Source organism: Mesorhizobium sp. B2-5-7, assembly GCF_006440875.1.
Lineage (GTDB): Bacteria > Pseudomonadota > Alphaproteobacteria > Rhizobiales > Rhizobiaceae > Mesorhizobium > Mesorhizobium australicum.
The window spans coordinates 1,032,804-1,057,859 of record NZ_VFUO01000001.1; the positions used below are offsets into that span (position 1 = coordinate 1,032,804).

20 protein-coding genes are annotated in these 25,056 nt (G+C 62.0%); 9 read left to right on the plus strand and 11 right to left on the minus strand.

Features of this window, described 5'->3' with window-relative positions; all coding sequences use genetic code 11:
• Positions 1-2 precede the first annotated feature (2 nt).
• From FJ543_RS05110 to FJ543_RS05120, 3 genes are read left to right on the plus strand one after another with little or no spacing between them, the layout of a single operon-like run.
• Positions 3-785 (plus strand): ABC transporter permease, encoded by a 783-nt coding sequence (locus FJ543_RS05110; protein ID WP_140874020.1) that lies wholly within the window; start codon positions 3-5, stop codon positions 783-785.
• Positions 782-1,846 (plus strand): ABC transporter ATP-binding protein, encoded by a 1,065-nt coding sequence (locus tag FJ543_RS05115; protein WP_140874022.1) that lies wholly within the window; start codon positions 782-784, stop codon positions 1,844-1,846. The genes FJ543_RS05110 and FJ543_RS05115 overlap by 4 nt, the downstream gene beginning before the upstream one ends.
• A 2-nt stretch (positions 1,847-1,848) precedes the next feature.
• Positions 1,849-2,610, plus strand: a complete 762-nt coding sequence (locus FJ543_RS05120) for an MBL fold metallo-hydrolase (protein WP_140792551.1) — start codon at positions 1,849-1,851, stop codon at positions 2,608-2,610.
• A gap of 135 nt (positions 2,611-2,745) precedes the next feature.
• Here FJ543_RS05120 and FJ543_RS05125 read toward each other — a convergent pair whose 3' ends face one another.
• Complete coding sequence (locus FJ543_RS05125) at positions 2,746-3,669, minus strand: hypothetical protein (protein WP_140874024.1); 924 nt, start codon at positions 3,667-3,669, stop codon at positions 2,746-2,748.
• Between the two features lie 284 nt (positions 3,670-3,953).
• On the opposite strand from FJ543_RS05125, the gene FJ543_RS05130 reads away from it, so the two are divergent.
• Both FJ543_RS05130 and glf read left to right on the plus strand, forming a co-directional pair.
• Positions 3,954-4,838: a hypothetical protein gene (locus tag FJ543_RS05130; RefSeq protein WP_140874026.1), complete on the plus strand. Its 885-nt coding sequence runs from the start codon at positions 3,954-3,956 to the stop codon at positions 4,836-4,838.
• 15 nt (positions 4,839-4,853) lie between these two features.
• Complete coding sequence (gene glf / locus FJ543_RS05135; RefSeq protein ID WP_015318020.1) at positions 4,854-6,038, plus strand: UDP-galactopyranose mutase; 1,185 nt, start codon at positions 4,854-4,856, stop codon at positions 6,036-6,038.
• Between the two features lie 133 nt (positions 6,039-6,171).
• Here glf and FJ543_RS05140 read toward each other — a convergent pair whose 3' ends face one another.
• A complete protein-coding gene (locus FJ543_RS05140) occupies positions 6,172-6,393 on the minus strand; it encodes a hypothetical protein (RefSeq protein WP_083883050.1) in 222 nt (73 codons plus the stop codon).
• 306 nt (positions 6,394-6,699) lie between these two features.
• Here FJ543_RS05140 and FJ543_RS05145 point away from each other — a divergent pair, with 306 nt between their 5' ends.
• Both FJ543_RS05145 and FJ543_RS05150 read left to right on the plus strand, forming a co-directional pair.
• Entirely contained in the window at positions 6,700-7,473 is a 774-nt protein-coding gene (locus FJ543_RS05145) for an NAD kinase (protein WP_041163462.1), read from the plus strand.
• A gap of 192 nt (positions 7,474-7,665) precedes the next feature.
• Positions 7,666-9,249: a DEAD/DEAH box helicase gene (locus FJ543_RS05150; protein ID WP_181173906.1), complete on the plus strand. Its 1,584-nt coding sequence runs from the start codon at positions 7,666-7,668 to the stop codon at positions 9,247-9,249.
• 153 nt (positions 9,250-9,402) lie between these two features.
• Here FJ543_RS05150 and FJ543_RS05155 read toward each other — a convergent pair whose 3' ends face one another.
• From FJ543_RS05155 to FJ543_RS05185, 7 genes are all read right to left on the minus strand, one after another.
• A complete protein-coding gene (locus FJ543_RS05155) occupies positions 9,403-10,008 on the minus strand; it encodes a hypothetical protein (RefSeq protein WP_140874030.1) in 606 nt (201 codons plus the stop codon).
• Positions 10,009-10,262: 254 nt separating this feature from the next.
• Positions 10,263-10,913: an OmpA family protein gene (locus FJ543_RS05160; RefSeq protein WP_015318025.1), complete on the minus strand. Its 651-nt coding sequence runs from the start codon at positions 10,911-10,913 to the stop codon at positions 10,263-10,265.
• Between the two features lie 133 nt (positions 10,914-11,046).
• Entirely contained in the window at positions 11,047-11,415 is a 369-nt protein-coding gene (locus tag FJ543_RS05165; protein ID WP_015318026.1) for a GFA family protein, read from the minus strand.
• Positions 11,416-11,529: 114 nt separating this feature from the next.
• Positions 11,530-11,898, minus strand: coding sequence for a hypothetical protein (locus FJ543_RS05170; RefSeq protein ID WP_140874032.1), 369 nt, complete (start codon positions 11,896-11,898; stop codon positions 11,530-11,532).
• A gap of 590 nt (positions 11,899-12,488) precedes the next feature.
• A protein-coding gene (gene prfB, locus FJ543_RS05175) for a peptide chain release factor 2 (protein ID WP_015318029.1) occupies positions 12,489-13,620 on the minus strand; the annotation gives its coding sequence in 2 pieces (ribosomal slippage) (positions 12,489-13,553 and positions 13,555-13,620; 1,131 coding nt in all).
• A 124-nt stretch (positions 13,621-13,744) separates the two neighbouring features.
• Positions 13,745-16,189: a penicillin-binding protein 1A gene (locus FJ543_RS05180; protein ID WP_140874034.1), complete on the minus strand. Its 2,445-nt coding sequence runs from the start codon at positions 16,187-16,189 to the stop codon at positions 13,745-13,747.
• A 214-nt stretch (positions 16,190-16,403) separates the two neighbouring features.
• Positions 16,404-17,681, minus strand: a complete 1,278-nt coding sequence (locus tag FJ543_RS05185) for an N-acetylmuramoyl-L-alanine amidase (RefSeq protein ID WP_140874035.1) — start codon at positions 17,679-17,681, stop codon at positions 16,404-16,406.
• A gap of 649 nt (positions 17,682-18,330) precedes the next feature.
• On the opposite strand from FJ543_RS05185, the gene FJ543_RS05190 reads away from it, so the two are divergent.
• Positions 18,331-21,285 carry a ribonuclease E/G gene (locus tag FJ543_RS05190; RefSeq protein ID WP_140874037.1) on the plus strand — a complete coding sequence of 985 codons (2,955 nt, stop codon included), beginning with the start codon at positions 18,331-18,333 and terminating at the stop codon, positions 21,283-21,285.
• Between the two features lie 94 nt (positions 21,286-21,379).
• Here FJ543_RS05190 and FJ543_RS05195 read toward each other — a convergent pair whose 3' ends face one another.
• Together FJ543_RS05195 and FJ543_RS05200 are read right to left on the minus strand one after the other, a co-directional pair.
• Positions 21,380-22,327 (minus strand): glutaminase, encoded by a 948-nt coding sequence (locus tag FJ543_RS05195; protein WP_015318033.1) that lies wholly within the window; start codon positions 22,325-22,327, stop codon positions 21,380-21,382.
• A gap of 4 nt (positions 22,328-22,331) precedes the next feature.
• Positions 22,332-23,480, minus strand: coding sequence for an aminotransferase class I/II-fold pyridoxal phosphate-dependent enzyme (locus tag FJ543_RS05200; RefSeq protein ID WP_140874039.1), 1,149 nt, complete (start codon positions 23,478-23,480; stop codon positions 22,332-22,334).
• 147 nt (positions 23,481-23,627) lie between these two features.
• Here FJ543_RS05200 and FJ543_RS05205 point away from each other — a divergent pair, with 147 nt between their 5' ends.
• A complete protein-coding gene (locus FJ543_RS05205; protein ID WP_015318035.1) occupies positions 23,628-25,022 on the plus strand; it encodes a M48 family metalloprotease in 1,395 nt (464 codons plus the stop codon).
• Positions 25,023-25,056: the final 34 nt, after the last annotated feature.

Sequence of the window (25,056 nt, forward strand, 5' to 3'; positions counted from 1 at the left end):
TCATGCGCAGCATTGGCCGCATCGCTTCCTGGATTTACGCGCTTGCCGTCTACGGCTTCATCTTCCTGCCGGTCGTCGTGCTGGTGCTGTTCTCGCTGCAGTCGACGTCCTTCCCCATTCCCCCGTTCACAGGCCCATCGCTGCGCTGGTACGAGGCGGTACTTTCCGATAACCGGCTGACTTCGGCGCTGGCCAATTCGCTGCTGGTCGCGGTGCTTTCCTCGGCCGCAGCCGTCATGCTCGGCTTCCTGTCGGCCTGGGGGTTCGCGCGCTTCGTCCTGCCAGGCTCGGGCCTGCTGCGCGGTTTGATCACCTTGCCGCTCACCGTCAGCTATCTCATCATCGGCATGGGGCTGCTGGTGCTGTTCAACTGGGCCGGCGTGCCGAAATCTCTGCTTGCCGCCGGGATCGGCCATGTGGTTATCAACCTGCCGCTGTGCTTCGCCATCATCTACAGCCAGTTGGGCGACCACCAGATCAACATCGAGCGCGCAGCGCGCGACCTCGGCGCGCCGGAATGGAAGGTGCTGCTGTTGATCACGGTGCCAGTCATGGCGCCGGCCATTTTCGCCGGCTTCTTCCTGTCGATGACCTTCTCCTGGGACGAGTTCGTGATCTCCTTCCTGCTGACGCGCTTCGAGACCACGCTGCCGGTGGAAATCTGGAACCTGCTGCGCTCCGGCCTTAATCCCAAGACCAATGCGGTCGGTTCGCTGGTCTTTGCCGTCTCGATCGTGCTGGTGGTGTTCTTCGAACTGACCTTGCTGCGAAGGAAATCGGCATGAACGCGCCCCTGGTCGATATCCGCGACATCTCGCACCGCTTCGGGCAGCATCCCGTGCTGAAGAACGTCTCGCTGACGATAGCGGCCGGCAGCTATACGATCCTGCTTGGACCATCCGGTTCCGGCAAGACGACGCTGCTCTCCATTCTCGGCGGTTTCGTCAATCCGAGCGAAGGCAAGGTTCTCATCCGCGGCCAGGACTGCACCTCGGTGCCGCCGGCCAAACGCCCGACGACGACGGTGTTCCAGGACTATGCGCTATTCCCGCATATGAGCGTCGGCGGCAATGTCGGCTTCGGCCTGCGCATGCAAGGTGTCGACGGCGCGAAGCGGGCGGCAAAAGCGCGCGATGCATTGGCCCTGGTGGGTCTCGCCGCCGCCTTCGACAAGAAGCCGCACCAGCTTTCCGGCGGCCAGCGCCAACGCGTGGCGCTGGCGCGCGCCCTGGTGATCGAGCCGGCGGTGCTTCTGCTCGACGAGCCGCTCGGGGCGCTCGACCTGAAACTGCGCCGCCAGATGCAGGACGAACTGAAGGCGATCCAGAAGCGGGTCGGCACCGCCTTCATCCATGTCACTCACGACCAGGAAGAAGCGATGGCGCTGGCCGACCATTGCGTGGTGATGAATGACGGCCGCATCGAGGACGAGGGGCCGCCCGAGCGCGTCTATGCGAGGCCGGCGACGCGTTTTTCCGCGACCTTCATGGGCGAGAGCACGATCCTTGCCGGCACTGTCATCGAGACCGGGGACAGGACGAGCACCGTCACGACACCGGTCGGACCGGTTTCCTTATCCAGTGCCTTGCCGTTGGGGTCTACCGCCACACTGGCGATACGCCCTGAGCACCTTGTGCTTGGCGTTGCGTCGGCTGGCACGAAGCTCGGCGAGGCTGATGTGAGCGACGTCGTTTTCCAGGGCAGTTTCAAGCGCGTGCTGGCGACCTCCGTCGAAGAGCCTTCCCTGCGGTTCATCGCCAAGCTGCCGGCGACCGCCATCGTCCATGCGGGCGACAGGGTCGCGATTTCCTGTGATACCGACCAGATCATCCTGCTGACGGATTGAACATGAGCACGCTTGCGGTCATCGACGCACCGGACTGGTACGAAACAATCCGCATGGCCGACGGCATCACGCTGATTCACGAGCCATGGATAAAACCGTTCTTCCGCTGCAATATGTGGCATGCGCGCGGACGCGACCGCGATCTCCTGTTCGACACCGGCCTCGGTCATTTCAGCCTGCGCACCCATGTGTCCCTGGTGAGCGAGCGCAAGCTGACCTGCGTTGCCAGCCACACGCATTTCGACCATATCGGCTGCCACCATGAGTTTTCCGATCGCTGCGTGCATTCGGCCGAAGCGGCAATCCTGGCCGATCCGCGCAACGAATGGACCGCTGCCGGCACCTATGCGACAGAAGAGATGTTCGATGGCATGCCGCGGGGCTGGGACACGGCGCGCTATCGCATCCAGCCCGCGCCGGCCGACCGTATGCTCGCGCATGGCGACATCATCGATCTGGGCGACCGGGCCTTCGAGGTCGTCCACACGCCAGGCCATTCGCCGGGCGGCATTGCACTCTACGAGAAGAAGACCGGCATCCTGCTGTCCGGCGACATCATCTATGATGGCCCGCTGATCGATGATGTCTACCACTCGGACATACCAGATTACATGGCGACGCTGCTCGCCATGCGCGATCTCGACGTCTCGGTCGTCCATGGCGGCCATTTCTCGAGCTTCGGCAAGGTGCGCTACCGCCAGTTGATCGACGAATATCTCGAACAGAAACGTCAGGCCGGCTGCCATCTGCGGCAGCGCCCTTGAGGGCTGAGTTACGGCATCAAGTCGAAATGGCGTGGGAAGGCCTGGGCGGCACGAGCCCGTCACCACCCCTCGCAGTGCGCTGATGGTGACACAGTGGGCGACCGGCTCGCGACACGAACGGCCGGAGCCAGTGCGTCACTCGGGAATGGGTGCCGGAAGCGAGATTGTATAGCGCGGTGGCACCGATCCCCTGCGGCGTCTCCTCCATTGCCTCAGCTGCTCCCTCCAGCCGACTGGCGGTTTTTCGTAGACAGGGGGAGCCAGGCCGGCGAGCTCATAATAACCTTCGAGAATGTTGGTGCGCAGTAACTGGCGTTCCTGTGTATAGAAGCTGAAATGCGCGACGAGCAGGTCACCGAAAATCTTGCCCGGCCGGTCCAGCTTGGCCGGAAGCGTCGCCGACAACCACTCTTCCTCGTCGCCGCGCGGTTGAAAGTGCTCTCCGAGATCGACAATGTCCGATCCGAAAAAACCGATTGCGTTGATCGAAAAGCGTGACAGCCTGATCTCCCGGTCCGGCACGCGAAAATCCTGGAGCCGATTGGAGCGCACAGCTTCAATGAACACCGGGTGTAGGGCCTGCGGAAAGGTCGCATGCGCCCAGGAGAATTCGCATGACGCCTGACAGGTAAGCGGGCCATCCACCCGCACCCTGGAAAGCTGCTTGATCAGCGAATTGCAGATTGCGTTGTTGACGATCAACGGAGCGTACCAGATGGCCGATCCCCTTTCGGCCATGACCCTTGCCATGAATTTTCGAAAGAAGCCGTCCTCGACAAAAACTACATCGTCGTCGAGGCGTAGGTAGAAAGCACCGGGATCGTCGCAAAAGCGATAGAAATCGCCGATGACGTTGATCCCGCCATCGGCATGTGGAAGCCGCTTGATCTTGCAACGCGGATCGGAGGCCGCCAATCTTTGTAGATAGGCCCGGTCAGCCTCGTTGCGACAGTTGTCCCAGAGGTGCCACTCATGCACATCGAGGTTTTTCAAAACATGATGGCCAAGCAGACGCAGATATTTCTCACGACCGGCCGGGGTGACAACGATCAGTTTCATAGAATTCCTGGTTCCTGTAAAATCAGAGTCCCGTACATCAGCGAATCTTGATTATCAGAACGCTCGTTCGGGCAATAGCTGTTGACATGACAGGCCCCTGCCCCATTGGATTCGCCTCAAAACACGACGAATCGTCATGACGTTTAAATACACCCGCTATGCCGGCAAGACATCGTGCTCAGGTAACGCCAGGAGATCTTCCTCATGCCCTTCGCATTCAACTTGCTTTCGTGTAGGGCTCGCCGAGGACCCGGATTGAGGGTATGAGTGTCGGAAGCAGGACTTTGACGAACACCACACACCGCAATCTCGTGATAGTCAGGGCAGGCGACAAATCTCTCCATCGTGGATGGGGGGCGGACGATCCCAATTGTGAATTTGATTTGATCGTCAGCTACTTCGGAAGTGATCCATCTGCGTTTCGGCTGCCGCTTGAAAACCGAGTCGACTACAAGGGCGGCAAATGGGATGGCATCCATGCTCTGCTGAGCCAACAGCCCGAACTTCTTGACCGCTACCAGTATGTCTGGCTGCCGGACGACGATCTGGAAGCAGACCGGGCGACCATCGAGGCGATGTTCGCCAACATGCGCCGGCTTGGCCTCCATATCGGCCAGCCGTCACTGACGCTGGACAGCTATTATTCCCACCTCCCGTTCCTCCGCTGCAAGAGCTTCGAGTTTCGCCTGGTAGACACGATCGAGATCATGGCCCCCTGCCTGAGAGCCGATGTAGCGGCCAAGATGCTGCCTCTGTTCAAACACTCCATGAGCGGTTTTGGTCTGGACTTGTTGTGGACCAGGCTTGCCGAAGAAAACCGTGGAACATCTGCCGTGTTCGACGCCTTGCCGGTCCGCCACACCCGGCCGGTGGGAGCTCACCTGAAAACAGCGATGCTCGAGTCAGGAAGAACGCCCGACAAGGAATATCGCCAATTGGCGTCGCAATATGGATTTGGCGAGCTTTTTCCATTGTCCTATGAGGCCGTCGATCGAAAAGGCCGGCGCTGGCGGTCGAAGTCCATGATCGGCCTGCGCATGGTGGCCGACTATCTCTTGGACAGGAAAGCCTTTCGCCAGGCGAATCGATTGATTGAATTGTTATGGCGCCTTCTGCGCAGGCAGTATTCCAAGTCCGTCGACCTGTCCCAAATAATTCTCAAGCCCTAAGGTTCGGATACGCGAATGGACAGGACCCTGCTGGGCAAGGCCGAAATCCTCATTGTCGGCGCTGGTTTTTACGGTGCAACGCTTGCCGAGCGCATCGCCACGCAACTCGGGCGACGCGTGCTGGTAATCGACCGGCGCCGGCACATCGGCGGCAATGCCTACACCGAACAAGATCCTGTCACCGGTGTGGAGATCCATCGCTACGGGCCGCATCTGTTCCATACATCCAACGAGGAGGTCTGGAATTACCTGCGTGCCTTCACCGGTTTTACCGCCTATCGCCATCGTGCATTCTCGACATATCGCGACAAGGTCTATCCGCTGCCGATCAACCTTGCCACGATGTCCCAGTTCTTCGGCAGGCGGCTAAGTCCGGACGAGGCACGCGACATGATTGCCGAGCAGGCGACGGAAGTTGGCGACCGTCCGCCGGCCAATCTTGAGGAGAAGGCGATCTCCCTGGTCGGCCGCCCTCTCTACGAGGCCTTGATCAAGGGTTACACCGCCAAGCAATGGCAGACGGATCCGCGCGAACTGCCGGCGCAGATCATCGCGCGCCTGCCGGTTCGCTACACATTCGAGGACGGCTATTTCAACGACCGGTTCCAGGGCCAGCCTGTGGACGGCTACACGGCGATCTTCGAAAAGATGCTGGCGCAGGAGCTTATCGAAACACGGCTTGGCATCGACTTCTTCGACATCAAGTCCTTGCTGCCGAAGGACCTGCCGGTCGTCTACACCGGGCCGATCGACCGCTACTTCGACTATAGCGAAGGCGAACTCGGCTGGCGAACCATTGATATCGATCTGGAGGTCATGGACACGCCGGACCATCAGGGCACGGCGATCATGAACTACGCGGACGAGGCCGTGCCTTATACCCGCGTGGTCGAATTCCGGCATTTCAACCCGGAGCGCCAGCACGGGAGCGCCAAGACGCTCATCGGCCGTGAGTATTCCCGTTTCGCAGGCCGCGCCGACGAGCCTTATTATCCGATCGACACGCGCAAGGATCAGGCGGTCTATCGCCGCTATCTCGACCGGGCGGGTGCGGAGAAAAACCTGCACCTCGGGGGACGGTTGGGAACCTACCGCTATCTCGATATGCATCAGGCGATCGGCGCCGCCCTTAAGGTCTTCGAAACCGTGCTCGAGCCCTATTTCGCCGGTCGGCTCGATTCCGTCTCGCGTTCGACATGACGGGCCAGGTTCTGAAGCCGCAAATCTCCGGTTTTCAGGTCGTCGCCGCCGATTTGCCATCGGCGGCTATCCGCTTCCTGAACCATTCGAAAGTACGCCGGATCCCCTGGTGCGGATCGATGCGGTGTTTGACCTATAGCGCCCTTTGCGGGCAAGGCATGCCGGCGGCATCGCCGCAACGCGACGCCGTGGGGATCGGCCTAGCGCTCGTTTCTTCCGACTGGCGCACCAGTTCTGCGAAGACAAGCGCGAAACTTCCCAACATGAGAAAGACGATGATCAGGCGTGCTACCGGCAATATGTCGGCCTCGTCTGGCTGGCGCATATCCCCTGGCATCGAGAACCGCGGGTTCATGCACGCATATCTGAACTGCCGCAGCGTCCTTTGCGTCCCGAAGTGGCAAGGTAGTGCTGCGGGCGCCCCACGCCACCCCATGCCGGCTAACATGATCGACCCGGCTTTACGAGAGCTTAAGCCCTGCCTTAACCATCACATTCGCTCGCGCCGTGACATCAACCGCGACCGGCTGGTGCGGCGGCACTGCCGCACCCTCGTCTCATGGGCTGACAGAGGCTCTCTTTGCAGACCTGCCTGCCCCATGCTACCCCGGCGCTGGCGCGCCAGAACCTGCCGGCGCCAATCGGTCGCGATCGGGGAGCCATGAGCACAGCCACCAACAGCATCGCCTTCGTCTCGTCCGACACAGCAGACGCCAAGGCGGCGCTGGATAGCCTGTCGGCGCGCTATGGCCAATGTTCGGTCGCCGAGGCGACCGTCGTGGTGGCGCTGGGCGGCGACGGCTTTCTGCTGCAAACATTGCGCGACACGATGGGTACGGGAAAAAAGGTCTACGGCATGAACCGTGGCACCATCGGCTTCCTGATGAACGAATACCGGTCCGGGGGGCTCACCGAGCGCATCGCGGCGGCGGTCGCCGAAACGATCCGCCCGCTGGAGATGCTGGCAACCACCTCGGATGGCGAACACGTCACGGCACTGGCGATCAACGAAGTGGCGCTGTGGCGCCAATCCTACCAGACGGCCAAGATCCGCATCAGCATCGATGACCAAATACGGCTCGAGGAACTGAACTGCGACGGCGTCATGATCGCGACGCCGGCCGGATCGACCGCGTATAATCTTTCCGCGCACGGCCCGATCCTGCCTCTCGACGCGCCGCTTTTGGCGCTCACGCCGGTCAGCCCGTTTCGTCCGCGACGCTGGCGCGGCGCATTGCTTTCCAACAAGGCGACCGTGCGCTTCGACATTCTGGAGTCGGAAAAGCGGCCGGTGAACGCGGCCGCCGACCACACGGAGGTCAAGGCGGTGACCTCGGTCACGGTGCGGGAATCGCCAACGGCCACCGCGACTTTGCTGTTCGATCCCAACCACTCCTGGAACGAACGCATCCTGGCCGAACAGTTCCGTTACTGAGCCGGCACAGTGACAGGAGGCCGGATTAAGCATCGCGATTAAGGTTACAACTTCACAATCGCGCCAATCCTACCCGTTTCTGTTGACAAATCGCGGGCTTGCGCCTAATCGCAATACCAATCTTGCAGGCGCGTGGCGCTTGCCGCGACGAATGACGTTGCGCTTCCCCGAACCAGCCAAAGACAGCAACACTTGTCCTCAGACACGACGATCGCTCAAGAAGCGTTGACCTTTTCAGACCTCGGCCTGTCGCCGAAGGTGCTTTCCGCAGTCACCGATGCCGGCTATCTCCAGCCGACGCCGATCCAGGCTGGTGCGATCCCGCACGCCTTGCTCGGCAAGGACGTGCTGGGCATTGCCCAGACCGGCACCGGCAAGACCGCGTCCTTCGTGCTGCCGATGCTGACCCGGCTGGAAAAGGGCCGTGCCCGCGCCCGCATGCCGCGCACGCTGATCCTGGAGCCGACGCGTGAGCTTGCCGCGCAGGTCGAGGAAAACTTCGTCAAATACGGCAAGAACCACAAGCTCAACATCGCGCTGCTGATCGGCGGGGTGTCGTTCGACGAACAGGACAAAAAGCTGGAGCGCGGCGCCGATGTGCTGATCGCTACGCCTGGCCGTCTTCTCGACCATCGCGAGCGCGGCAAGCTGCTGCTCAACGGCGTCGAGATCCTCGTCATCGACGAGGCGGACCGTATGCTCGACATGGGTTTCATTCCCGATATCGAGCGTATCTGCGAGATGATCCCGTTCACCCGGCAGACGCTGTTCTTCTCGGCGACCATGCCGCCAGAGATCACCAAGCTGACGGAAAAATTCCTGCATGCGCCGGTGCGTGTCGAGGTCTCCAAGGCTGCTTCGGCGGCCACCAACATCATTCAGCGGTTGGTCAAATCGGGCTCGAAGCCTTGGGACAAGCGTGAAACGCTGCGCAACCTGATCAAGGCCGAGGATGCGGAGCTGAAGAACGCGATCATCTTCTGCAACCGCAAGATCGAGGTTTCGGAGCTGTTCCGCTCGCTGCTGAAATATGATTTCGATGCCGGTGCGCTGCATGGCGACATGGACCAGCGCGCGCGCATGCAGATGCTGGCCAATTTCCGTGACGGCAAGCTGCGCTATCTCGTCGCCTCGGATGTCGCCGCGCGCGGCCTCGACATTCCCGATGTCAGCCATGTCTTCAACTACGACGTGCCGATCCATGCCGAGGACTATGTCCACCGCATCGGCCGCACCGGCCGTGCCGGACGCTCCGGCAAGTCCTTCACCATCGCGACCAAGTCCGACACCAAATATATCGACGCCATCGAACGGCTGATCGGGACCAAGATCGAGTGGCATGACGGCGACCTGTCGACGGTGGTTGCCAGCGAAGGCGAGGACGATGCTCCGCGCCGCGGCAAAGGCGCTCCGCGCCGCGCCGGCCGCAAGGACGAGGACCGCAACGACAGGGGCGGGCGCAAGAAGGGCGGCGAGCGTCGCGGCAGACACAGCGATGAAGATGCCTCGGCCGTGGTTGCTCAGCCGCAGGAGCAGCCCGATGTGGCCGAGACGGCCGATATTGTCGAACGGCGCGCCCGCAAGGATGCAATCCGCTCGGAAAACACCGAGCGCAAATCGTCCGACCGCAATGAGCCGCGCGCCCCTGAGCGCGGCGACACCAGGCCGCAGCGCAGCAACAACCGCCCTGCCCGCCACCATCAGGAAGACAACGACGCCACAGTCGGCTTCGGCGACGACATGCCGGCCTTCATGCGCATCGTCGCCAAGGTCTGATTCCAGCGAGCAAGCCGCCTAGGGCCGGCTTGCCTTCTTTTTTGCCCTGCAGCCGACAGCAATTCGAGGAAAAGCCGCGTAGCGCTCTTCCGTCGCGAATTGCGTGGAAACAAACAGGTGGCGCGATTAAGGCGAACGCTGGTCCGCTCCAGTTCACATCGGCCCGGGCATCATCTTGGTCGGTTTTTCCAGCATCGGAAACTCGGCCTTGTTGCATTTCACCCTTGGGTTCGTCGGACTGAACATGCCGTTCGGATTGTCATCGAGCCAGGCGTGAAGATCGTAGTGGACGAACTCCTTCGGGATGAGCGGATAGTGTCCCTCCATCGGGCCCATGAAGGTTTGACCGAACAGCTTCGGCGGCGCCTTGATGTCCGGGGTTAGCGGCACCAGCCATTCCACGCCGACCAACTTCAGGCCTTTCTTAGTCGGCTCGTAGATCAGGACGTTTGGCTTCATCGGGTCGAGTTTCTGGCCGACGCTTGGAACATTGACGAAATGGATGCCCATGGCGCCTTTCGGATAGTCCATGGAGCCGGGTATCTTTTCTCCGCTGTAGTAGACGCAGCCGACCGTCGAGAGATAGAGATCGCGGACGGCGGCGGTGTAGTCCTGATATTTGACGAGCGATTTTTTCAACGCGTCCATGTCGGCCTTGTTGGCGTCCTCGGCATGAGCCGTGGCGAGGCCCAACCATGCACCTACAATACCTGTCAAAGCGAGGACGCCGCAGCGCCCAAGGCTGGCTGTTCTTGTCATGCATTCCTCCCAGATTTCATGATCTGGCCGTGCAAGACCGAGGCGGCGGCAAAGTCGTTGATTGCGCGGCCGATTAAACCGCCCCATCCCCTTTGGAACGCGGCAATGCTAATCCTTTCCACGGCTGCGGAAAAGAACTTATTAGATATTGCTAATTTTATTTGACTGCTGTCACGAAACTGGCACCGCCAGTATACGCCTGGATGAAAACGGCCCCCATTGGGGGCCGTTTAGCGTGACAAACACGGCCCTGCTCAGGTGAGCGGCGAAAGCTGAATCTCGACGCGTCGGTTCTGGGCCCGGCCCTCGGCCGTGGCGTTGGAGGCGACGGGCCTCGTCTTGCCAAATCCGGTGACGGCGAAGCGGCGCTGGTCAACGCCCTGGCCGGACAGATAATTGGCGACCGCCAGGGCACGGCGCTGCGACAGGTCGAAATTGTGCTGGTCGCCACCGGTCGAATCGGTGTGGCCGAAAACGTCGACCGTGGTCTGCTTGAACTTCTTCAGCACCAGCGCCACCGAATTCAGCACCTGGTAGAAGCCGGGCTTCACCGCGTCCTGGTCGGTGTTGAAGGTGATGTCGGACGGCATGTTGAGGATGATCTGGTCGCCGCTGCGGGTGACGCTGACGCCGGTGCCCTCGAGCTGCCGGCGCAGTTCCGCCTCGTTCTGGTCCATAGTGGCGCCAATGGCGCCGCCGGCCAGCGCGCCGATGCCGGCGCCGATCAGCGCATTGCGACGATCATTGCCGCCGGCAAGCAGACCAAGGCTGGCACCGGCCAGAGCGCCAAGGCCCGCGCCCGCCGCCGTGTTCGAAATCTTCTGGTCGCCCGTATACGGATCGGTGGTGGTGCACGCGGTCACGAGCAGAGCCGTCGCCATAACGACGAGCACGGTCTTCTTCATAGGATGGTCCCTCTCCAAGTCACGCCTTACGATGGCGCCAAATCAGCCCTTGCCGCGACTTGTAGCATGAAATGCGGCGAAAAACGGAACGGGAAAAGCGCCTGCCGATTATCCAGTTGGCCGCCCGGTGTGGCTACCAGAGATTCTTGCCGTCAATGACCACCACTTCGACCTTATCGAGATCGAAATCATCGAACAGCCGCGCGTTCACGCTGATCTTCGGATTGTCGAAATCCGGCTCGCCGGTCGACCAGTCCGGCGTTTCGGTGAAGGTGCCGCAGCCGCAGGTTGCGCAAAAACCATGCTTTACGGTTTTTGAGCCCCACTGATAAAAGGAAACATTCTTCAGCGGCGTGACGAGCTTGAACTGCGATGGGGTATAGTAGGCCCAAAGCGAGCCGCGTTTCGAGCAGAACGAACAGGTGCATTGCGTCACCGTCTGCGGCGCTTCCGACACCTCGAACATCGTCGCCTTGCAGTGGCAGCTTCCCTTAATGGCCATGAATATCACCTCTCCATTGTCCGCCGCCCAAGCGGCAAGGCACCATAAAGAAGCGATCCTGACAACTGGCCGTCAGCAGCCTTTGCGCCAATGCACTTCAACTGTCGGCGCGTCTCAAAATGAGCGCGGCGGCACGAACAGGCATATAGTCTTGCCGGCATCGAGACCGGCCTGATGCGCGCACCAGTGAAATTCGCCGTCAGGGCTGTCCTTGACGCGCTTGTCCGTCATCGGAACGACTTCGCCGGTACCGGCAATCACGTAGCCTTCGGGCTTTTCCAGCACTTCGCCGGTGTGCGTGGCACGACAGTCATAGTTGGCGCAGCAGGCGAACGGATAGCTCCAACCCTGCGGCTTTGCTGCCGTGGGCTTGGCATCATGAGCAAAGGCCGCAGGCGCGAACATCGCGACGGCAAACAGAGAAAAAATAAGTCGGCCGACCGGTTGAACGGCTCGGGCCGATCTGGGCGTGGCAGCAGACATGGGACGTTCCTTTCGAGCGTCAAGCATTTCGCCTGCCCGTTCCCGGAACGTGTCTTCCCAGTGGCCGGATCATCAGTCGCAGATATGCCGCGTCCGGCCATAAATGCTTTTTGTCTCCCAGCATTTGGATGCTGGGCTGATTCCTTGGTCGGCGCAAGAAGCCGCTGCGCCCAGATATGGGCGCACGCCATAACACACTGCTACCGCTGACGAGATTCAAGCCAGGTAAGTTCCCGGCAGGCGGGGCATGCAAACAACGGGATTGGCCCGGAGTGGTTCCAGCCGCTCAAATCCAATCACATGCTCTTGATTGCCGGTGATAGTGCCGACGATCGTCCGCAAAGGAGAATCAGCCACCCTGCAGCCGACGGAGGTATGAGCAGCCGGCCGAACGGCGAACATGCGCCGCGCCCGCTTTGGGAGGAAGAAAAGCCCCTTCCCGCACCAGAGCGATATGCCGAGTCGGTACCCCTGCAATCACCGCGAACTTGTCGCGCCGCACCGGCGAACACTTGAGACCAACACCGGGCGCCGCACGACAATACGTCCGCTTTTGCGACCGGCTCGCGATCATTGCCCGCGCAAGCAGCCTAATCCAGATCCGCCACCGCTTCGCCCGCGCCACCCTCGATGCGTTGCGAGAGCGAAGCTTCCATGAAGTCGTCGAGGTCGCCGTCGAGCACGCTCGAGGGGCTGGTGCTTTCGACACCGGTGCGCAGATCCTTGACCAGCTGATAGGGCTGCAACACGTAGGAACGTATCTGGTGACCCCAGCCGATGTCGCTCTTCGATGCCTCGGTGGCATTGGCCACCGCTTCGCGCTTCTTCAGCTCTTCCTCGTAGAGGCGCGAGCGCAGCATTTCCCAGGCCTTGGCCTTGTTCTTGTGCTGCGAGCGTTCTGCCTGACAGGCGACCGCGATGCCGGTGGCGATATGGGTGATGCGCACAGCCGAATCGGTGGTGTTGACGTGCTGGCCGCCCGAACCCGATGAACGATAGGTGTCGATGCGCACGTCGGATTCAGAGACGTCGATCTCTATCCTGTCGTCGACGACAGGATAGACCCAGACGCTGGAGAAGGACGTATGACGGCGCGCATTGCTGTCATAGGGTGAGATGCGCACCAGGCGGTGGACGCCGGATTCGGTCTTCATCCAGCCATAGGCATTGTGGCCCTTGATCAGCAAGGTCGCGGACTTGATGCCCGCCTCTTCGCCGTCATGCACTTCCAGCACCTCGACCTTGAAGCGGCGGCGCTCGGCCCAGCGCGTGTACATGCGCAACAGCATCGAGGCCCAATCCTGGCTCTCGGTGCCGCCGGCGCCGGCATGGATTTCGAGATAGGTGTCGTTGGCGTCCGCTTCGCCCGAGAGCAGCGTTTCCACCTGTCGGGCCTTGGCCTCGCCCTGCATCGAACGGATCGCGGCTTCGGCTTCGGCGACGACGCCTTCGTCGCCCTCTTCCTCGCCGAGCTCGATGAGACCGATATTGTCTTCCAGCGCCTGGGTCAGGCCCTTGACCGCCGCGATACCTTCCTCGAGGCCCTGGCGCTCGCGCATCAGCTTCTGCGCTTCCAGCGGTTCGTTCCAGAGACTGGCGTCCTCGGCCCGCACGTTCAGGTATTCAAGCCGCTTTATGGCCTGATCCCAGTCAAAGATGCCTCCTCAGCAGGGTTATCGCCTGCCTGATCTCGTCGACGATATTCTGCGTTTCCGCGCGCATGGCCTGATGTTTTGTCCTGTTGCTGAAATGACGCTTCGGTCGGCGCGATACATAGGGATGGTGCCGCCATGTGTAAAGCGAAATGGGCCAGCCGGAGGCAGGCCCAACTGGACGCGTGAATTCGTCAGTAAAGGCCGCCGCCGCCGTCCTGGATGGCCTGGTTGGCCTGCGGCGACAGCGCGCCGCCCGAGGCGTTGGAGCCATCGGCACCCATGCCGATCACCCAGTAGCTGTCGGCGGGGCCGGTGCCCGGCTTGAAAGCCTCGATGATGGTGCCCGCATCGCCCGAGGAGGAGCGCATGCCGGTCTTGCGGTTGATGGCGATCAGGTTCATGCCGTCAGGCACCTTGAAGTCGACATTGGGCGTGCCGTCCAGCGCCACACGCATGAAGTCCTTGAAGATCGGGGCGGCAAGACCGCCGCCGGTGGCGCCGTGGCCGAGGCCGCGCGGCGTGTCGTAGCCCATATAGAGCCCAACCACGAGATTCGGCGTATAGCCGATGAACCATGCGTCCTTCTCGTCGTTGGTGGTGCCGGTCTTGCCGGCGATGTGGCGGCCAAGTTCCCCGATTGTGGCGCCGGTGCCGCGCTGGACGACGCCTTCCATCATCGAGGTGATCTGGTAGGCGGTCATCGGATCGAGCACCTGCTCGGAATTGTCGACCAGTTCCGGCTCGGGCTGGTTTTTCCATTCAGGAGCGTTGCAGCCTTCGCAGCCACGCTCGTCCTGCTTGAACACGGTCTTGCCGTAGCGGTCCTGGATACGATCGATCAGCGACGGCTTGATCGACTTGCCGCCATTGGCCATGATCGAATAGGCCGAAACCATGCGCATGACGGTCGTCTCGCCCGAACCCAGCGCCATCGGCAAATATGGCGCCAGATGATCATAGACGCCGAAGCGCTCGGCATATTCGACGACCAGCTTCATGCCCATGTCGTTGGCAAGCCGCACCGTCATCAGGTTGCGCGACTTCTCGATGCCGGAGCGGAGCGTTGCCGGCCCGGCGACGGTGCCGTCATAGTTCTTCGGCGTCCAGGTGGTGTTGCCGCTCTGGATGGTGATCGGTCCGTCCATGATCACCGAGGCCGGGGTATAGCCATTGTCGAGCGCGGCCGAATAGACGATGGGCTTGAATGACGAACCCGGCTGGCGCATTGCCTGGGTGGCGCGGTTGAATTCGGACTGCGAATAGGAGAAGCCGCCGACCATGGCCAGCACGCGGCCGGTGTGCGGATCCATCGCGATCAGTCCGCCTTCCACCTCGGGAACCTGGCGCAAGCTGTAGGCATTGTCGGAGCCGTCGTTCTTCTGGACGAAGATGACATCGCCCGGCTTCAGCACGTCGGTCGGCGACTTGGCCTTGACCGTCTTGCCATCGACCACATGGCGCATGGCAAAGCCCATGTCTTCCTTGCTGACGGTGCCTTCGACGCGTTCCTTCACGATATCGCCCGACGCCTGGCGTGCGGGCTGCAGGCCGATCGACAGCCCGGACGCCGAACTGTCGAGCACGACGGCCAGCGACCACTCGGGAACGTCTTCCAGCCCCTTGACTGCGCCCAACGGCACACCCCAATCGCCGGAGACGTCGATCGTCTTCAACGGCCCGCGATAGCCACGCAAAGTATCGTATTTCATCAATCCATTCTGCATCGCCTTGCGGGCGATGAGCTGGACCTTCGGGTCAAGGGTGGTGCGAATCGACAGCCCGCCCTCATAGAGCGCGTTCTCGCCATAGCGGGCGATGATCTGCCGACGGACCTCTTCCGTGAAATACTCGCCGGCGAAAAGGTAGGAGCCGCTGCGGCGCGGAGCAACGCCAAGCGGCTCGGCCTTCGCCTTTGCGCCCTCTTCAGGCGTCACGTAACCGTTCTCGACCATCTGGCCGATGACCCAGTTTCGCCGTTCAATTGCCCGGTCGGCGTGCTTGAAGGGATTGTAGTTGGCCGGACCTTTCGGGAGCGATGCCAGATAGGCGGCCTCGGCCACGGTCAGCTCGTTCACCGATTTATCGAAGTAGGTCAGTGCCGCACCGGCAACGCCATAGGCGTTGAAGCCAAAGAAAATCTCGTTGAGATAGAGCTCGAGGATTCGATCCTTGGAATAGGCCTGTTCGATGCGGAACGAGAGGATGGCCTCCTTGACCTTGCGTTCCAGGGAACGCTCGTTGGTGAGCAGGAAGTTCTTGGCAACCTGCTGGGTGATCGTCGAGCCGCCCTGCATGGGGCCACCCGAAACGTAAGTGATAACCGCTCTGCCCAATCCCGTTATATCGACACCGGGGTGGCTGTAGAAGTTCTTGTCCTCAGCCGACAGGAAGGCAGCCTTGACGCGATCCGGGATAGCCTGGATCGGCAAATACAGGCGCCGTTCCCGCGCGTACTCGGCCATCAGCGCGCCATCCGAGGCATGGATGCGGGTGGTCACCGGAGGCTCGTACTTTGCAAGCACTTCGTAGTCAGGCAGATCCTTCGCTACATGGCCGATGTAGAGGGCAACGCCCGCCGCGGCCAGGAGGGCCAGCGTCGTGCCTATGCCGAAGAAATAGCCAATGAGACGAATCATACCCGCTCCAGTCCTTGGTTCGGGAATTTCCTAAACGAAGCCGCCTTTCACGCAAGCTTTCGAGCCGGTCCCAACCCGTAATCGAAAACCCATGTCGCCACCATGTGGACAAAATACGGCAAGGCCTGATTTCGCAGCCGCAAGCCCGAAATAAAAGCGCAGGGTGTTGTCATCGCGCAACGCCGCCTCTGGTTGCAGGCGCCGCCGGGCATTGTCAACCTCCGGTTCCAGCCCCGGCACGCGCGGAAGCGAACAATGCCACGGCATTGGTGATGCTTTGCGCTGCCTTGCCGCGCCACTCGGCGTCAAGCAGTTGCGCCTCGTCCTTGGCATTGGAGAGATAGCCGAGCTCGACCAGCACGGACGGCACGTCGGGGGCCTTCAGCACCTTGAACCCGGCCGAACGCTGCGGATTGTTGATAAGACCGACGCTGGTCGACAGCTGACCGACCAATGTGTGGGCAAAACTCATCGAGAAGGTGTGCGTCTCGCGCCGGATCAGGTCGATCAGGATGTCGGTCACTTCCTTGCTGTCGTTCTTGATGACCATGCCGGCGAACTGGTCGGACAGGTTTTCACGGTCGGCCAGCGCCTGCGCTTCCGGATCGGAGGCCTTGTCGGAAACGGTATAGACGGTGGCGCCGCGGATTCCCTTGACGCTGATCGTGTCGGCATGAATCGAAATCAGCAGATCGGCTTCATGCTGGCGGGCGATGCGGACGCGGTCGTCGAGGCGCAGATATTCGTCGGTATCTCGGGTCATGAAGACATCGTATCTGCCGGCGGCCGCGAGTTTGTCGCGCAGCTCCGTGGCAAAGGCCAGCGTGACGTTCTTCTCGATGGTGCCGTTCAAACCTTCGGCACCGCCGTCTATGCCGCCGTGGCCGGGGTCGATGACGATGGTGAATCGGTGGCCCGGATTGGAGACAGGTCCGGTTCCGACCCGGCCGCCCTTGTCGGTCGAAACCGTGGAACCGGTGGTCAGCGCCTGATTGGCAAGAGCGGCGTCGAACTCACGTTCGGAGGCCGCCGACATGTCGACGGCAAGGCGGTAGCCGGTTCCGTCCTCGTCCTTGAGCACATCGAGCTTGTCGACGGCGAACGGCCCCTTGCCGGTGAGGATCAGTCGCGAGACGCCCTCGCCGAGCTCGCCGAGCCGCACGCCCTTGACCAGGCCACGCGGCTTCAGATCCTTGGCATCGATGGCAAATCGGGTGTTCGCAAGATCGATGACAAGGCGATTGGGTCCGCGCAGCAGGAACCATTTGATGTCAGGCTCGCGATCGAAATCCATGACGATGCGCATCTTGGTGGCATCGCCGGCCATTTTGTAACCCTTGGCCATGAGCGGAGTGTCGGCGGCATTGGCAACCATGGAAAAGGCTACAGGGGAAAAGACTTGGGAAATCGCCACCAGCAGCAGGAGACAGAAGGCACGGAGAACCTGGCCGCCAACACGACATCCCTTGTCTGTGAAGTCCGCCAGTCCCATCTTTCTCCCAGTCGCTCCCGGTTTGGCGCCAGGCGCCGGTTCGTTTCGTCAACATGCCGGTTAGGCCGCGAGCTCGATTAACGATTGGTATCCAGAGAAGGTTAACCAAGCCTTTTCACGCAAGGACGGGGCCAGGCTTACGCTACGGAACTGCTTTTTGCCGGCATCGGAAATCGGGGTTGCCTTCCAACCCGCCAAATCATAAAAGCGATGGTGGATCACTGCAATCCTGGAACCGCCCTCCTCCGCAGCTTCCTGCTACAGGGTCAGATGAAAGGCGGCTCCTTTCGCTTCACGCGAAAAGGCTTCAGGTGATTGCGACGAATTTCGCAGGTGTGCTCCCGTGGCGGGGGAATCGCCTGCGTGAGGAAAACGGCCGGGTTTGTTCCCGCGCCGGCTCTGTATGAGCAAACAAGCTGGTCCGGTTTCCGGGCTTTGGTTCAAAAGGTTCTGCTGGTGACGATGGCTTCAAGCGCAATCATGGAAAGGTCCGCATCAAACCGCGCCAATATGGCTGCGGGCGGCACCGCCATGACACGCAGGCAGCGTCCGGCGGACATTCAGACATCCGGCACCCACACACCAGAAACGCAGCAGCGGGCTTTGCCTTGCAAGCTGCGGCTGACGGCTGCCGGGAGGAAACGAAATAATGCCCAACAAAATGCTGATAGACGCATCCCACCCGGAGGAAACACGCGTAGTCGTCGTACGCGGTAACCGTATCGAAGAATTCGACTTTGAATCCCAGGACAAGAAGCAGCTCAAAGGAAATATCTATCTCGCCCGTGTAACGCGCGTCGAACCCTCCCTTCAGGCAGCTTTTGTCGAATATGGCGGCAACCGTCACGGTTTTCTCGCCTTCAGTGAAATACACCCCGATTACTATCAGATTCCGGTCGCCGACCGTCAGGCACTGCTGCGCGCGGAAGCGCAGGAGGCCGAGGACGAAGAGAACGAGGACGGCGAAGGCGACGATCGCCAGAGCCGGGATCGTGGACGGCGCGGTCGCCGGCGCGGCGGCAAGCCCCGCGACCGTGGTGAAAACAGGCGCGATGCCGGCACGGCCGAATCCGGCGAGGCAAGCGAAGCCGCCGGCGAGGCAGACGAAAACAACGACAATGGCCCGGATGACAATAGCCCGGATGTTGTCGCCGAGAACATGGCCGACATTTCCGGGACCACGGAACACGCATCCGACGCCTCGGAATACGCCGACGCATCCGAACAGGACGAGGTTTCTTCCGAACAGGATAAAGGCGAGACCAACGACGGCCCTCCCAAGTCGATCGCCGCCTCCGTCGAAGGCGATGTGATTTCCGAGCCCATCCCGCATGCCGAACAGGGCAGCGAAGCCACCTCCACCGACAATGATCGCGGCATGCTGGAGGAAGTATCCTCTTCCCATCCGGACGATCATGAGATCGAATCGGTCGGCGCCGAGGACGCGCTCGAGGAAGTGCGCAATCGCCGCAAGCCGGTGCGCCGCCAGTACAAGATCCAGGAAGTGATCAAGCGCCGGCAGATCCTGCTGGTGCAGGTCGTCAAGGAAGAGCGCGGCAACAAGGGCGCGGCGCTCACCACCTATCTGTCGCTCGCCGGCCGCTATTCCGTTCTGATGCCGAACACTGCGCGCGGCGGCGGTATTTCGCGCAAGATCACCAGCGCGGTCGACCGCAAGCGCCTCAAGGAGGTCGTCGCCGATCTCGAAGTGCCGCAAGGCATGGGAGTCATCCTGCGCACCGCAGGCGAGAGCCGCACCAAGGCCGAGATCAAGCGCGACTACGAATATCTGATGCGGCTGTGGGAGAACGTGCGCAATCTCACGCTCCAGTCCACGGCCCCTGCCCTTGTCTATGAGGAAGGCAGCCTGATCAAGCGCTCGGTGCGCGACCTCTACAACAAGGACATCGACGAGATTCTCGTCTCCGGCGAAGAGGGCTATCGCGAGGCCAAGGATTTCATGCGCATGCTGATGCCGAGCCACGCCAAGGTGGTTCAGCCGTTCCGCGACACGACGCCGATCTTCGTGCGCAACGGCATCGAGGCGCAGCTCGACCGCATGCTGCAGCCGCAAGTGACGCTGAAGAGCGGCGGCTACATCATCATCAACCAGACCGAAGCGCTGGTCGCCATCGACGTCAATTCGGGCCGTTCCACCAAGGAGCACTCGATCGAGGACACCGCGCTCCACACCAATCTGGAAGCGGCCGAGGAAGTCGCCCGCCAGCTCAGGCTGCGCGACCTTGCCGGCCTGATCGTCATCGACTTCATCGACATGGAGGAGAACCGCAACAACCGCTCCGTCGAGAAGCGGCTGAAGGATCACCTCAAGAACGATCGTGCTCGCATCCAGGTCGGCCGCATCTCGCATTTCGGCCTGATGGAGATGTCGCGTCAGCGCATCCGCGCCAGCGTGCTGGAATCGACCATGAAGCCGTGCCCGCATTGCGGCGGCACCGGCCATGTCAGGTCCGATTCGTCGGTGGCGCTGATGGTGGTACGGGCGATCGAGGAGTTCCTGCTCAAGGATTCGCGAAGCCACATCACGGTGCGCACGCCGGCCGCGACCGCGCTCTACGTGCTCAACCACAAGCGCGGCACGCTGGTGGAACTGGAAAGCCGCTTCGGCCTGACGATCACCATCGAGGCAGACGATGCGGTGGGTGCCCAGCATTACGCGATCTTCCGCGGCGCGCTGGCCGAAAAGCCGGAAGGTTTCGTCGAGGTGCGCAGCCTGCCGGCCTATGTCGAGCCGGAAGAGCCCGAGGACGAGATCGTCGTCGCCGAGGAGGAGGACGAGGCGCCGGCCCAGGCCGAACAGCCGCGCCACGCCCAACAGCCGCAGCATCAGCAGCCCAAATCCGGCGAGGACGGCGAAGGCCGCGATCGCAAACGCCGCAAGCGCCGCAGGCGGCGTGGCGGCAAGGACCGCGACCGCGAGCATGGCGCCCCGGCCGACGGCGCTTCCCTCGCCACGTCCGATGACGGTTTCTCCGCGCCGGAAGGCGCTGCGGACCATGGCGATGCCGAGGCAGACGACGAGGCTGCGGTCGCCGCAACCGGGACCGTCGAAACGGCGGAAGCGCCCGACGATGGCCAGGGCAAGAAGCGTCGGCGCGGCAAGCGCGGCGGCAAGCGCAACCGTCGCGAAGACGGTGAAGGCGAGACCGAGGCGGAAGCCGGCGAAACGACCGAGCCCGCCGAAGCGGACGCTTCGCTAAGCGAGCCTGTGTCGATCGAGCCGGTGGCTGCCACCGCCGTCGAACAACCCGCGGCTACCGTGAGCGACGAGGTGCCAAGCACCGAGAAACCCAAGAAACCGCGTCGCGCAGCCAAGCCGAAGAAGGCGGCCGCCGAAGCCGTCGCCGATGAGCCGACCGCGGACCTGGCCGTGCAGGCACCCGCCGAAACGCCAGCCACGGCATCGGACGAGGCAGCGGCCGCCGAGGAGACGCCGAAGGCTCGGCCATCCCGCCGCAAGGCGGCAGCCGCTGATACGCCTGTCGTACCGGTGGTCTCCTCGACCGTCGCCGATGAGCCTGAAGTCAAGACCGAAGAAAAGCCGAAGCGTGCCGGCTGGTGGCAGCGGAAAGGCTTTTTCTAAGCTTTTCAAATCGTTGAATTGAATCTTCGACAAAAAAATCCCGCGCCGATCGAAATGAACGGCGCGGGATTTTTCTTATCGGCAGGTCACGTTTCTAAGGCGCGAAGATCGACCAGTTCATCATCCTGGCGAGTTTTTCCAGCGCGATCGAACCCAGCTTGGAATTGCCGTTGGCGTTGAGGCCGGGCGACCAGACGGCGAGCGAGGCGACACCCGGCACGATGCCCAGTATGCCGCCGCCAACGCCGCTCTTGCCGGGGATGCCGACGCGGAAAGCGAAATCGCCAGAGCCATCATAGTGGCCGCAGGTCAGCATCATGGCGCCGATGCGCCGCGCCCGCTCCGCCGACACCACGGAATGCCCGGTCGCCGGGTTCTTGCCGCCATTGGCGAGGAAGCGGCCGGCCATTGCCAATTGCCGGCAGCTCATGGCAATGGCGCAATGGTGGAAGTAGACGCCCAGCGCCAGTTCCGGTGCATGATGGAGATTGCCGAAGGATTTCATGTAATTGGCGAGCGCGAAGTTGCGGTAGCCAGTGGCACGTTCGGAAGCCGCGACCTCGCGGTCGATGATGATCGTCTCGTCGTCGGCGAGGAACTGGATGAAGCGCAGTATCTCGCCGATCGCCTCGCGCGGCTGGTGACCGGCAAGCAGGATGTCGGAAATGACGATGGCACCGGCATTGATGAACGGATTGCGCGGAATGCCGTTCTCATGCTCGAGCTGGACAATCGAGTTGAACGGGTTGCCGGAGGGCTCGCGCCCCACCCGCTTCCACAGCGCATCGCCGACATTGCCGAGCGCCAGCGTCAGCGTGAACACCTTCGAGATGCTCTGGATCGAAAACGCCTGGTCGGCATCGCCGGCCACGAGCGTGCGGCCATCATTGGTAACGGCCGCGATGCCGAATTTCTTCGGGTCGACCTTGCCCAGTTGGGGAATATAGGTCGCCACATCGCCGCGATCGGTGCGTTCCGCCATTTCCGCCGCGACTTCCGCCAATGCTTGATCAAGTTTGGGGGCCTGTTCGACTTCCGGCATGACGCTACCTCAACCAGCGTTCGATGCGCGCCATCGCCTCGACCATGTCGTCGTGGCTGCCAGCATAGGAAAACCGCATCGTGAGATGCCCCGCCCTGGTGTCGAAATCGCGGCCGGGTGTCGCTGCAACATGCGCCTCGGCCAGCATCCTGCGGGCGAAGACCATGCTGTCATTGCTGTGCCGGGTGACATCGCAAAAGGCATAGAAGGCGCCATCCATGGGCGCCGCCAGGGGAAAACCCAGCTCCGGCAAACGCTTCATCAAGAGCTCGCGATTCCAGGCATAGCGTCCCTTCACCGCCTCCAGTTCCTCGGTTGCGGCAAAAGCCTCGATCGCCGCAATCTGCGACAGCTCCGGCGGCGAGATGTAGAGGCTCTGGGCGATGCGCTCGACCGGCCGCACGAGTTCTTCCGGCAAAACCATCCAGCCGATGCGCCAGCCGGTCATGCAGTAGTATTTCGAGAAGGAGTTGATCACCGTCACGCTGCCGCTGAAGGCGAGTGCCGTGGTGTCGGGGGCGCCATAGGCCAGCCGATGGTAGATCTCATCGGAAATGACGGCGATGCCGAGCGATTCCGCCGTGGCGACCAGCGTCGCCAGTTCGTCGACTGGGATGACGGCGCCCGTCGGATTGGCCGGACTTGCAAACAGCACGCCCTTCAGCGGCGCCTCGCGATGCGCGGCTTCCAGATGGCTAGCATGCAGATAAGCCGCGTCGCCGAGCTCGATTTCGACCACGTCGATGCCAAGGGCTGCCATGATGTTGCGATAGGCGGGGTAGCCGGGCGCGGCGATGGCGACCCGGTCGCCCGGGTCGAACATCGCCAGGAAGGCGAGATTGAAGGCCGCCGACGATCCGGTGGTCACCGCGATCCGGCCGGGGTCGACATCGAGGCCATAATGATCCGCGTAATGCCCGGCGATCGCCTTGCGCAGCGGGGCCAGACCCAAGGTGTCGGTATAGCCTATGCGTCCAACCTCCAGCGCCTTGGCGGCGGCGGCGCGAACCCGTACGGGCGCTGGATCGGATGGCTGGCCGACCGCCATGGAAATCACCGGCACGCCCTGAGCCCTCAGCCGGTTCGCTTCGGCCAGCACATCCATGGCGTGGAACGGCTCGACATTGCCGCGATGGGAGAGCGAAACGACCATTTTTACCCCTGTCCCCAGGATTGAGCGCGCCAGGTCCTGACGCATGCGCCGCACAAATGCCCGATTGATGTGAGGATCACAAGTTGAGGAAGTTTTTCAGGCGCCGACTTTTCATCTTTCGCCCGCTCGTCTACCAGTGGACACATTATGTTGAGCCGACCCAGATCGACGATTGCCCGGGCAGCGCGTGTCTTCGCGACGGTTTCGCTTGCCGCCGCAGTTGCGGTTGCCGGTTCGCAGACCGCCTTCGCCCAAGGCGTGCCAGTGGTCCGCGACGCCGAGATCGAAGCCCTGGTGCGCGATTATGCACGGCCGATCTTCAGGGCCGCCGGGCTGGCGAATGACGGCATCGACATCGTGCTGGTCAACGATTCCAGCTTCAACGCCTTCGTCACCGGGCGCCGGTTGTTCATCAACACCGGCGCGTTGATGACGGCTGAGACGCCGAACGAAATCATCGGCGTCATCGCACACGAAGCCGGGCATATCGCCGGCGGCCACCAGCAGAAGCTGCGCGACCAGCTCGAACGCGCCAAGACCATGGCCATCATCGCCACCTTGCTCGGTGCCGGCGCGATCGTTGCCGGTGCGACCACGAACAGCCGCGGCCTTGCCGGCGCCGGCATGGGCGTGGCGGCCGGCGGCGGCGAGATGGCGCAGCGCAGCATCCTCGCTTACCAGCGCACCGAGGAAATCACGGCCGACCGCTCGGCCATCACCTATCTCAATGCCACCGGCCAGTCCGGCATGGGCATGCTGAAGACCTTCCACCGCTTCCAGACCGCGCTGTCGCTGTCGGGCGCGCAGGTCGATCCCTACCGGATCAGCCACCCGATGCCGCAGGACCGCATCGCCAACCTCGAGGTGCTGGTCAAACAGAGCCCCAATGTCGACAAGATCGACGCGCCGGCACTGCAGCAGCGCCACGACATGATGCGGGTGAAGATTGCCGTCTACATGGAAGGCCAGGCCGCCGCGACGCGGCTGATGCAAAAGATGCGGGGCAGCATGGCGGCGCTGTATGGCGATGCCCAGTCGGCCTATCTCTACGGCAACATCGCCGCGGCGCTCACCAAGACCAACGCCCTGATCAAGGCGCAGCCCAAGAATGCCTACTTCCAGGAGCTGCTCGGCGATATTCTGATGAAAGCCAACAAGCCCGCGGATGCTGCCGACGCTTATTCCAAAGCGGTCAGCCTCGACCCGGCACGGTCCGGCCTGCTGCCTGTCTCGCTTGGCCAGGCGCTGATGGCGGTCGGCACGCCAGACTCGCTGAAGAAAGCTGTCGTGCAGATCAACAATGGCCTGGGCCGCGACAAGGAAAACTCCACCGGATATCGTTATCTGGCGCAGGCTTACGGGGAGCTGGGAGACATACCGGGCGCGGAGCTTGCCACCGCCGAAGGCCATTTCTATTCCGGCAACTACAAGGATGCCAAGATCTTCGCCATGCGGGCGCAACAGCAGATGAAGCGCGGCGAGCCGCGCTGGATACGCGCCCAGGACATCATAAACTACAAATCGTCAGGCAAGAGCCAGTAATCTCATGAACCTTCCGGCCGCGTGCTGCGACACA

Bases quoted from the DNA above. Each gene is read 5' to 3' on its own strand.
- FJ543_RS05200 (WP_140874039.1), bottom strand. From the start codon at position 23,480: ATGGTCGTTTCGCTCTCCCATCGCGGCAATGTCGAGCCGTTCCACGCC.
- FJ543_RS05170 (WP_140874032.1), bottom strand. From the start codon at position 11,898: ATGTCTGCTGCCACGCCCAGATCGGCCCGAGCCGTTCAACCGGTCGGC.
- FJ543_RS05145 (WP_041163462.1), top strand. From the start codon at position 6,700: ATGAGCACAGCCACCAACAGCATCGCCTTCGTCTCGTCCGACACAGCA.
- FJ543_RS05180 (WP_140874034.1), bottom strand. From the start codon at position 16,189: ATGATTCGTCTCATTGGCTATTTCTTCGGCATAGGCACGACGCTGGCC.
- FJ543_RS05205 (WP_015318035.1), top strand. From the start codon at position 23,628: ATGTTGAGCCGACCCAGATCGACGATTGCCCGGGCAGCGCGTGTCTTC.
- FJ543_RS05125 (WP_140874024.1), bottom strand. From the start codon at position 3,669: ATGAAACTGATCGTTGTCACCCCGGCCGGTCGTGAGAAATATCTGCGT.
- FJ543_RS05160 (WP_015318025.1), bottom strand. From the start codon at position 10,913: ATGAAGAAGACCGTGCTCGTCGTTATGGCGACGGCTCTGCTCGTGACC.
- FJ543_RS05115 (WP_140874022.1), top strand. From the start codon at position 782: ATGAACGCGCCCCTGGTCGATATCCGCGACATCTCGCACCGCTTCGGG.
- glf (WP_015318020.1), top strand. From the start codon at position 4,854: ATGGACAGGACCCTGCTGGGCAAGGCCGAAATCCTCATTGTCGGCGCT.
- FJ543_RS05185 (WP_140874035.1), bottom strand. From the start codon at position 17,681: ATGGGACTGGCGGACTTCACAGACAAGGGATGTCGTGTTGGCGGCCAG.
- FJ543_RS05155 (WP_140874030.1), bottom strand. From the start codon at position 10,008: ATGACAAGAACAGCCAGCCTTGGGCGCTGCGGCGTCCTCGCTTTGACA.
- FJ543_RS05140 (WP_083883050.1), bottom strand. From the start codon at position 6,393: ATGAACCCGCGGTTCTCGATGCCAGGGGATATGCGCCAGCCAGACGAG.
- FJ543_RS05190 (WP_140874037.1), top strand. From the start codon at position 18,331: ATGCCCAACAAAATGCTGATAGACGCATCCCACCCGGAGGAAACACGC.
- FJ543_RS05110 (WP_140874020.1), top strand. From the start codon at position 3: ATGCGCAGCATTGGCCGCATCGCTTCCTGGATTTACGCGCTTGCCGTC.
- FJ543_RS05165 (WP_015318026.1), bottom strand. From the start codon at position 11,415: ATGGCCATTAAGGGAAGCTGCCACTGCAAGGCGACGATGTTCGAGGTG.
- FJ543_RS05120 (WP_140792551.1), top strand. From the start codon at position 1,849: ATGAGCACGCTTGCGGTCATCGACGCACCGGACTGGTACGAAACAATC.
- FJ543_RS05195 (WP_015318033.1), bottom strand. From the start codon at position 22,327: ATGCCGGAAGTCGAACAGGCCCCCAAACTTGATCAAGCATTGGCGGAA.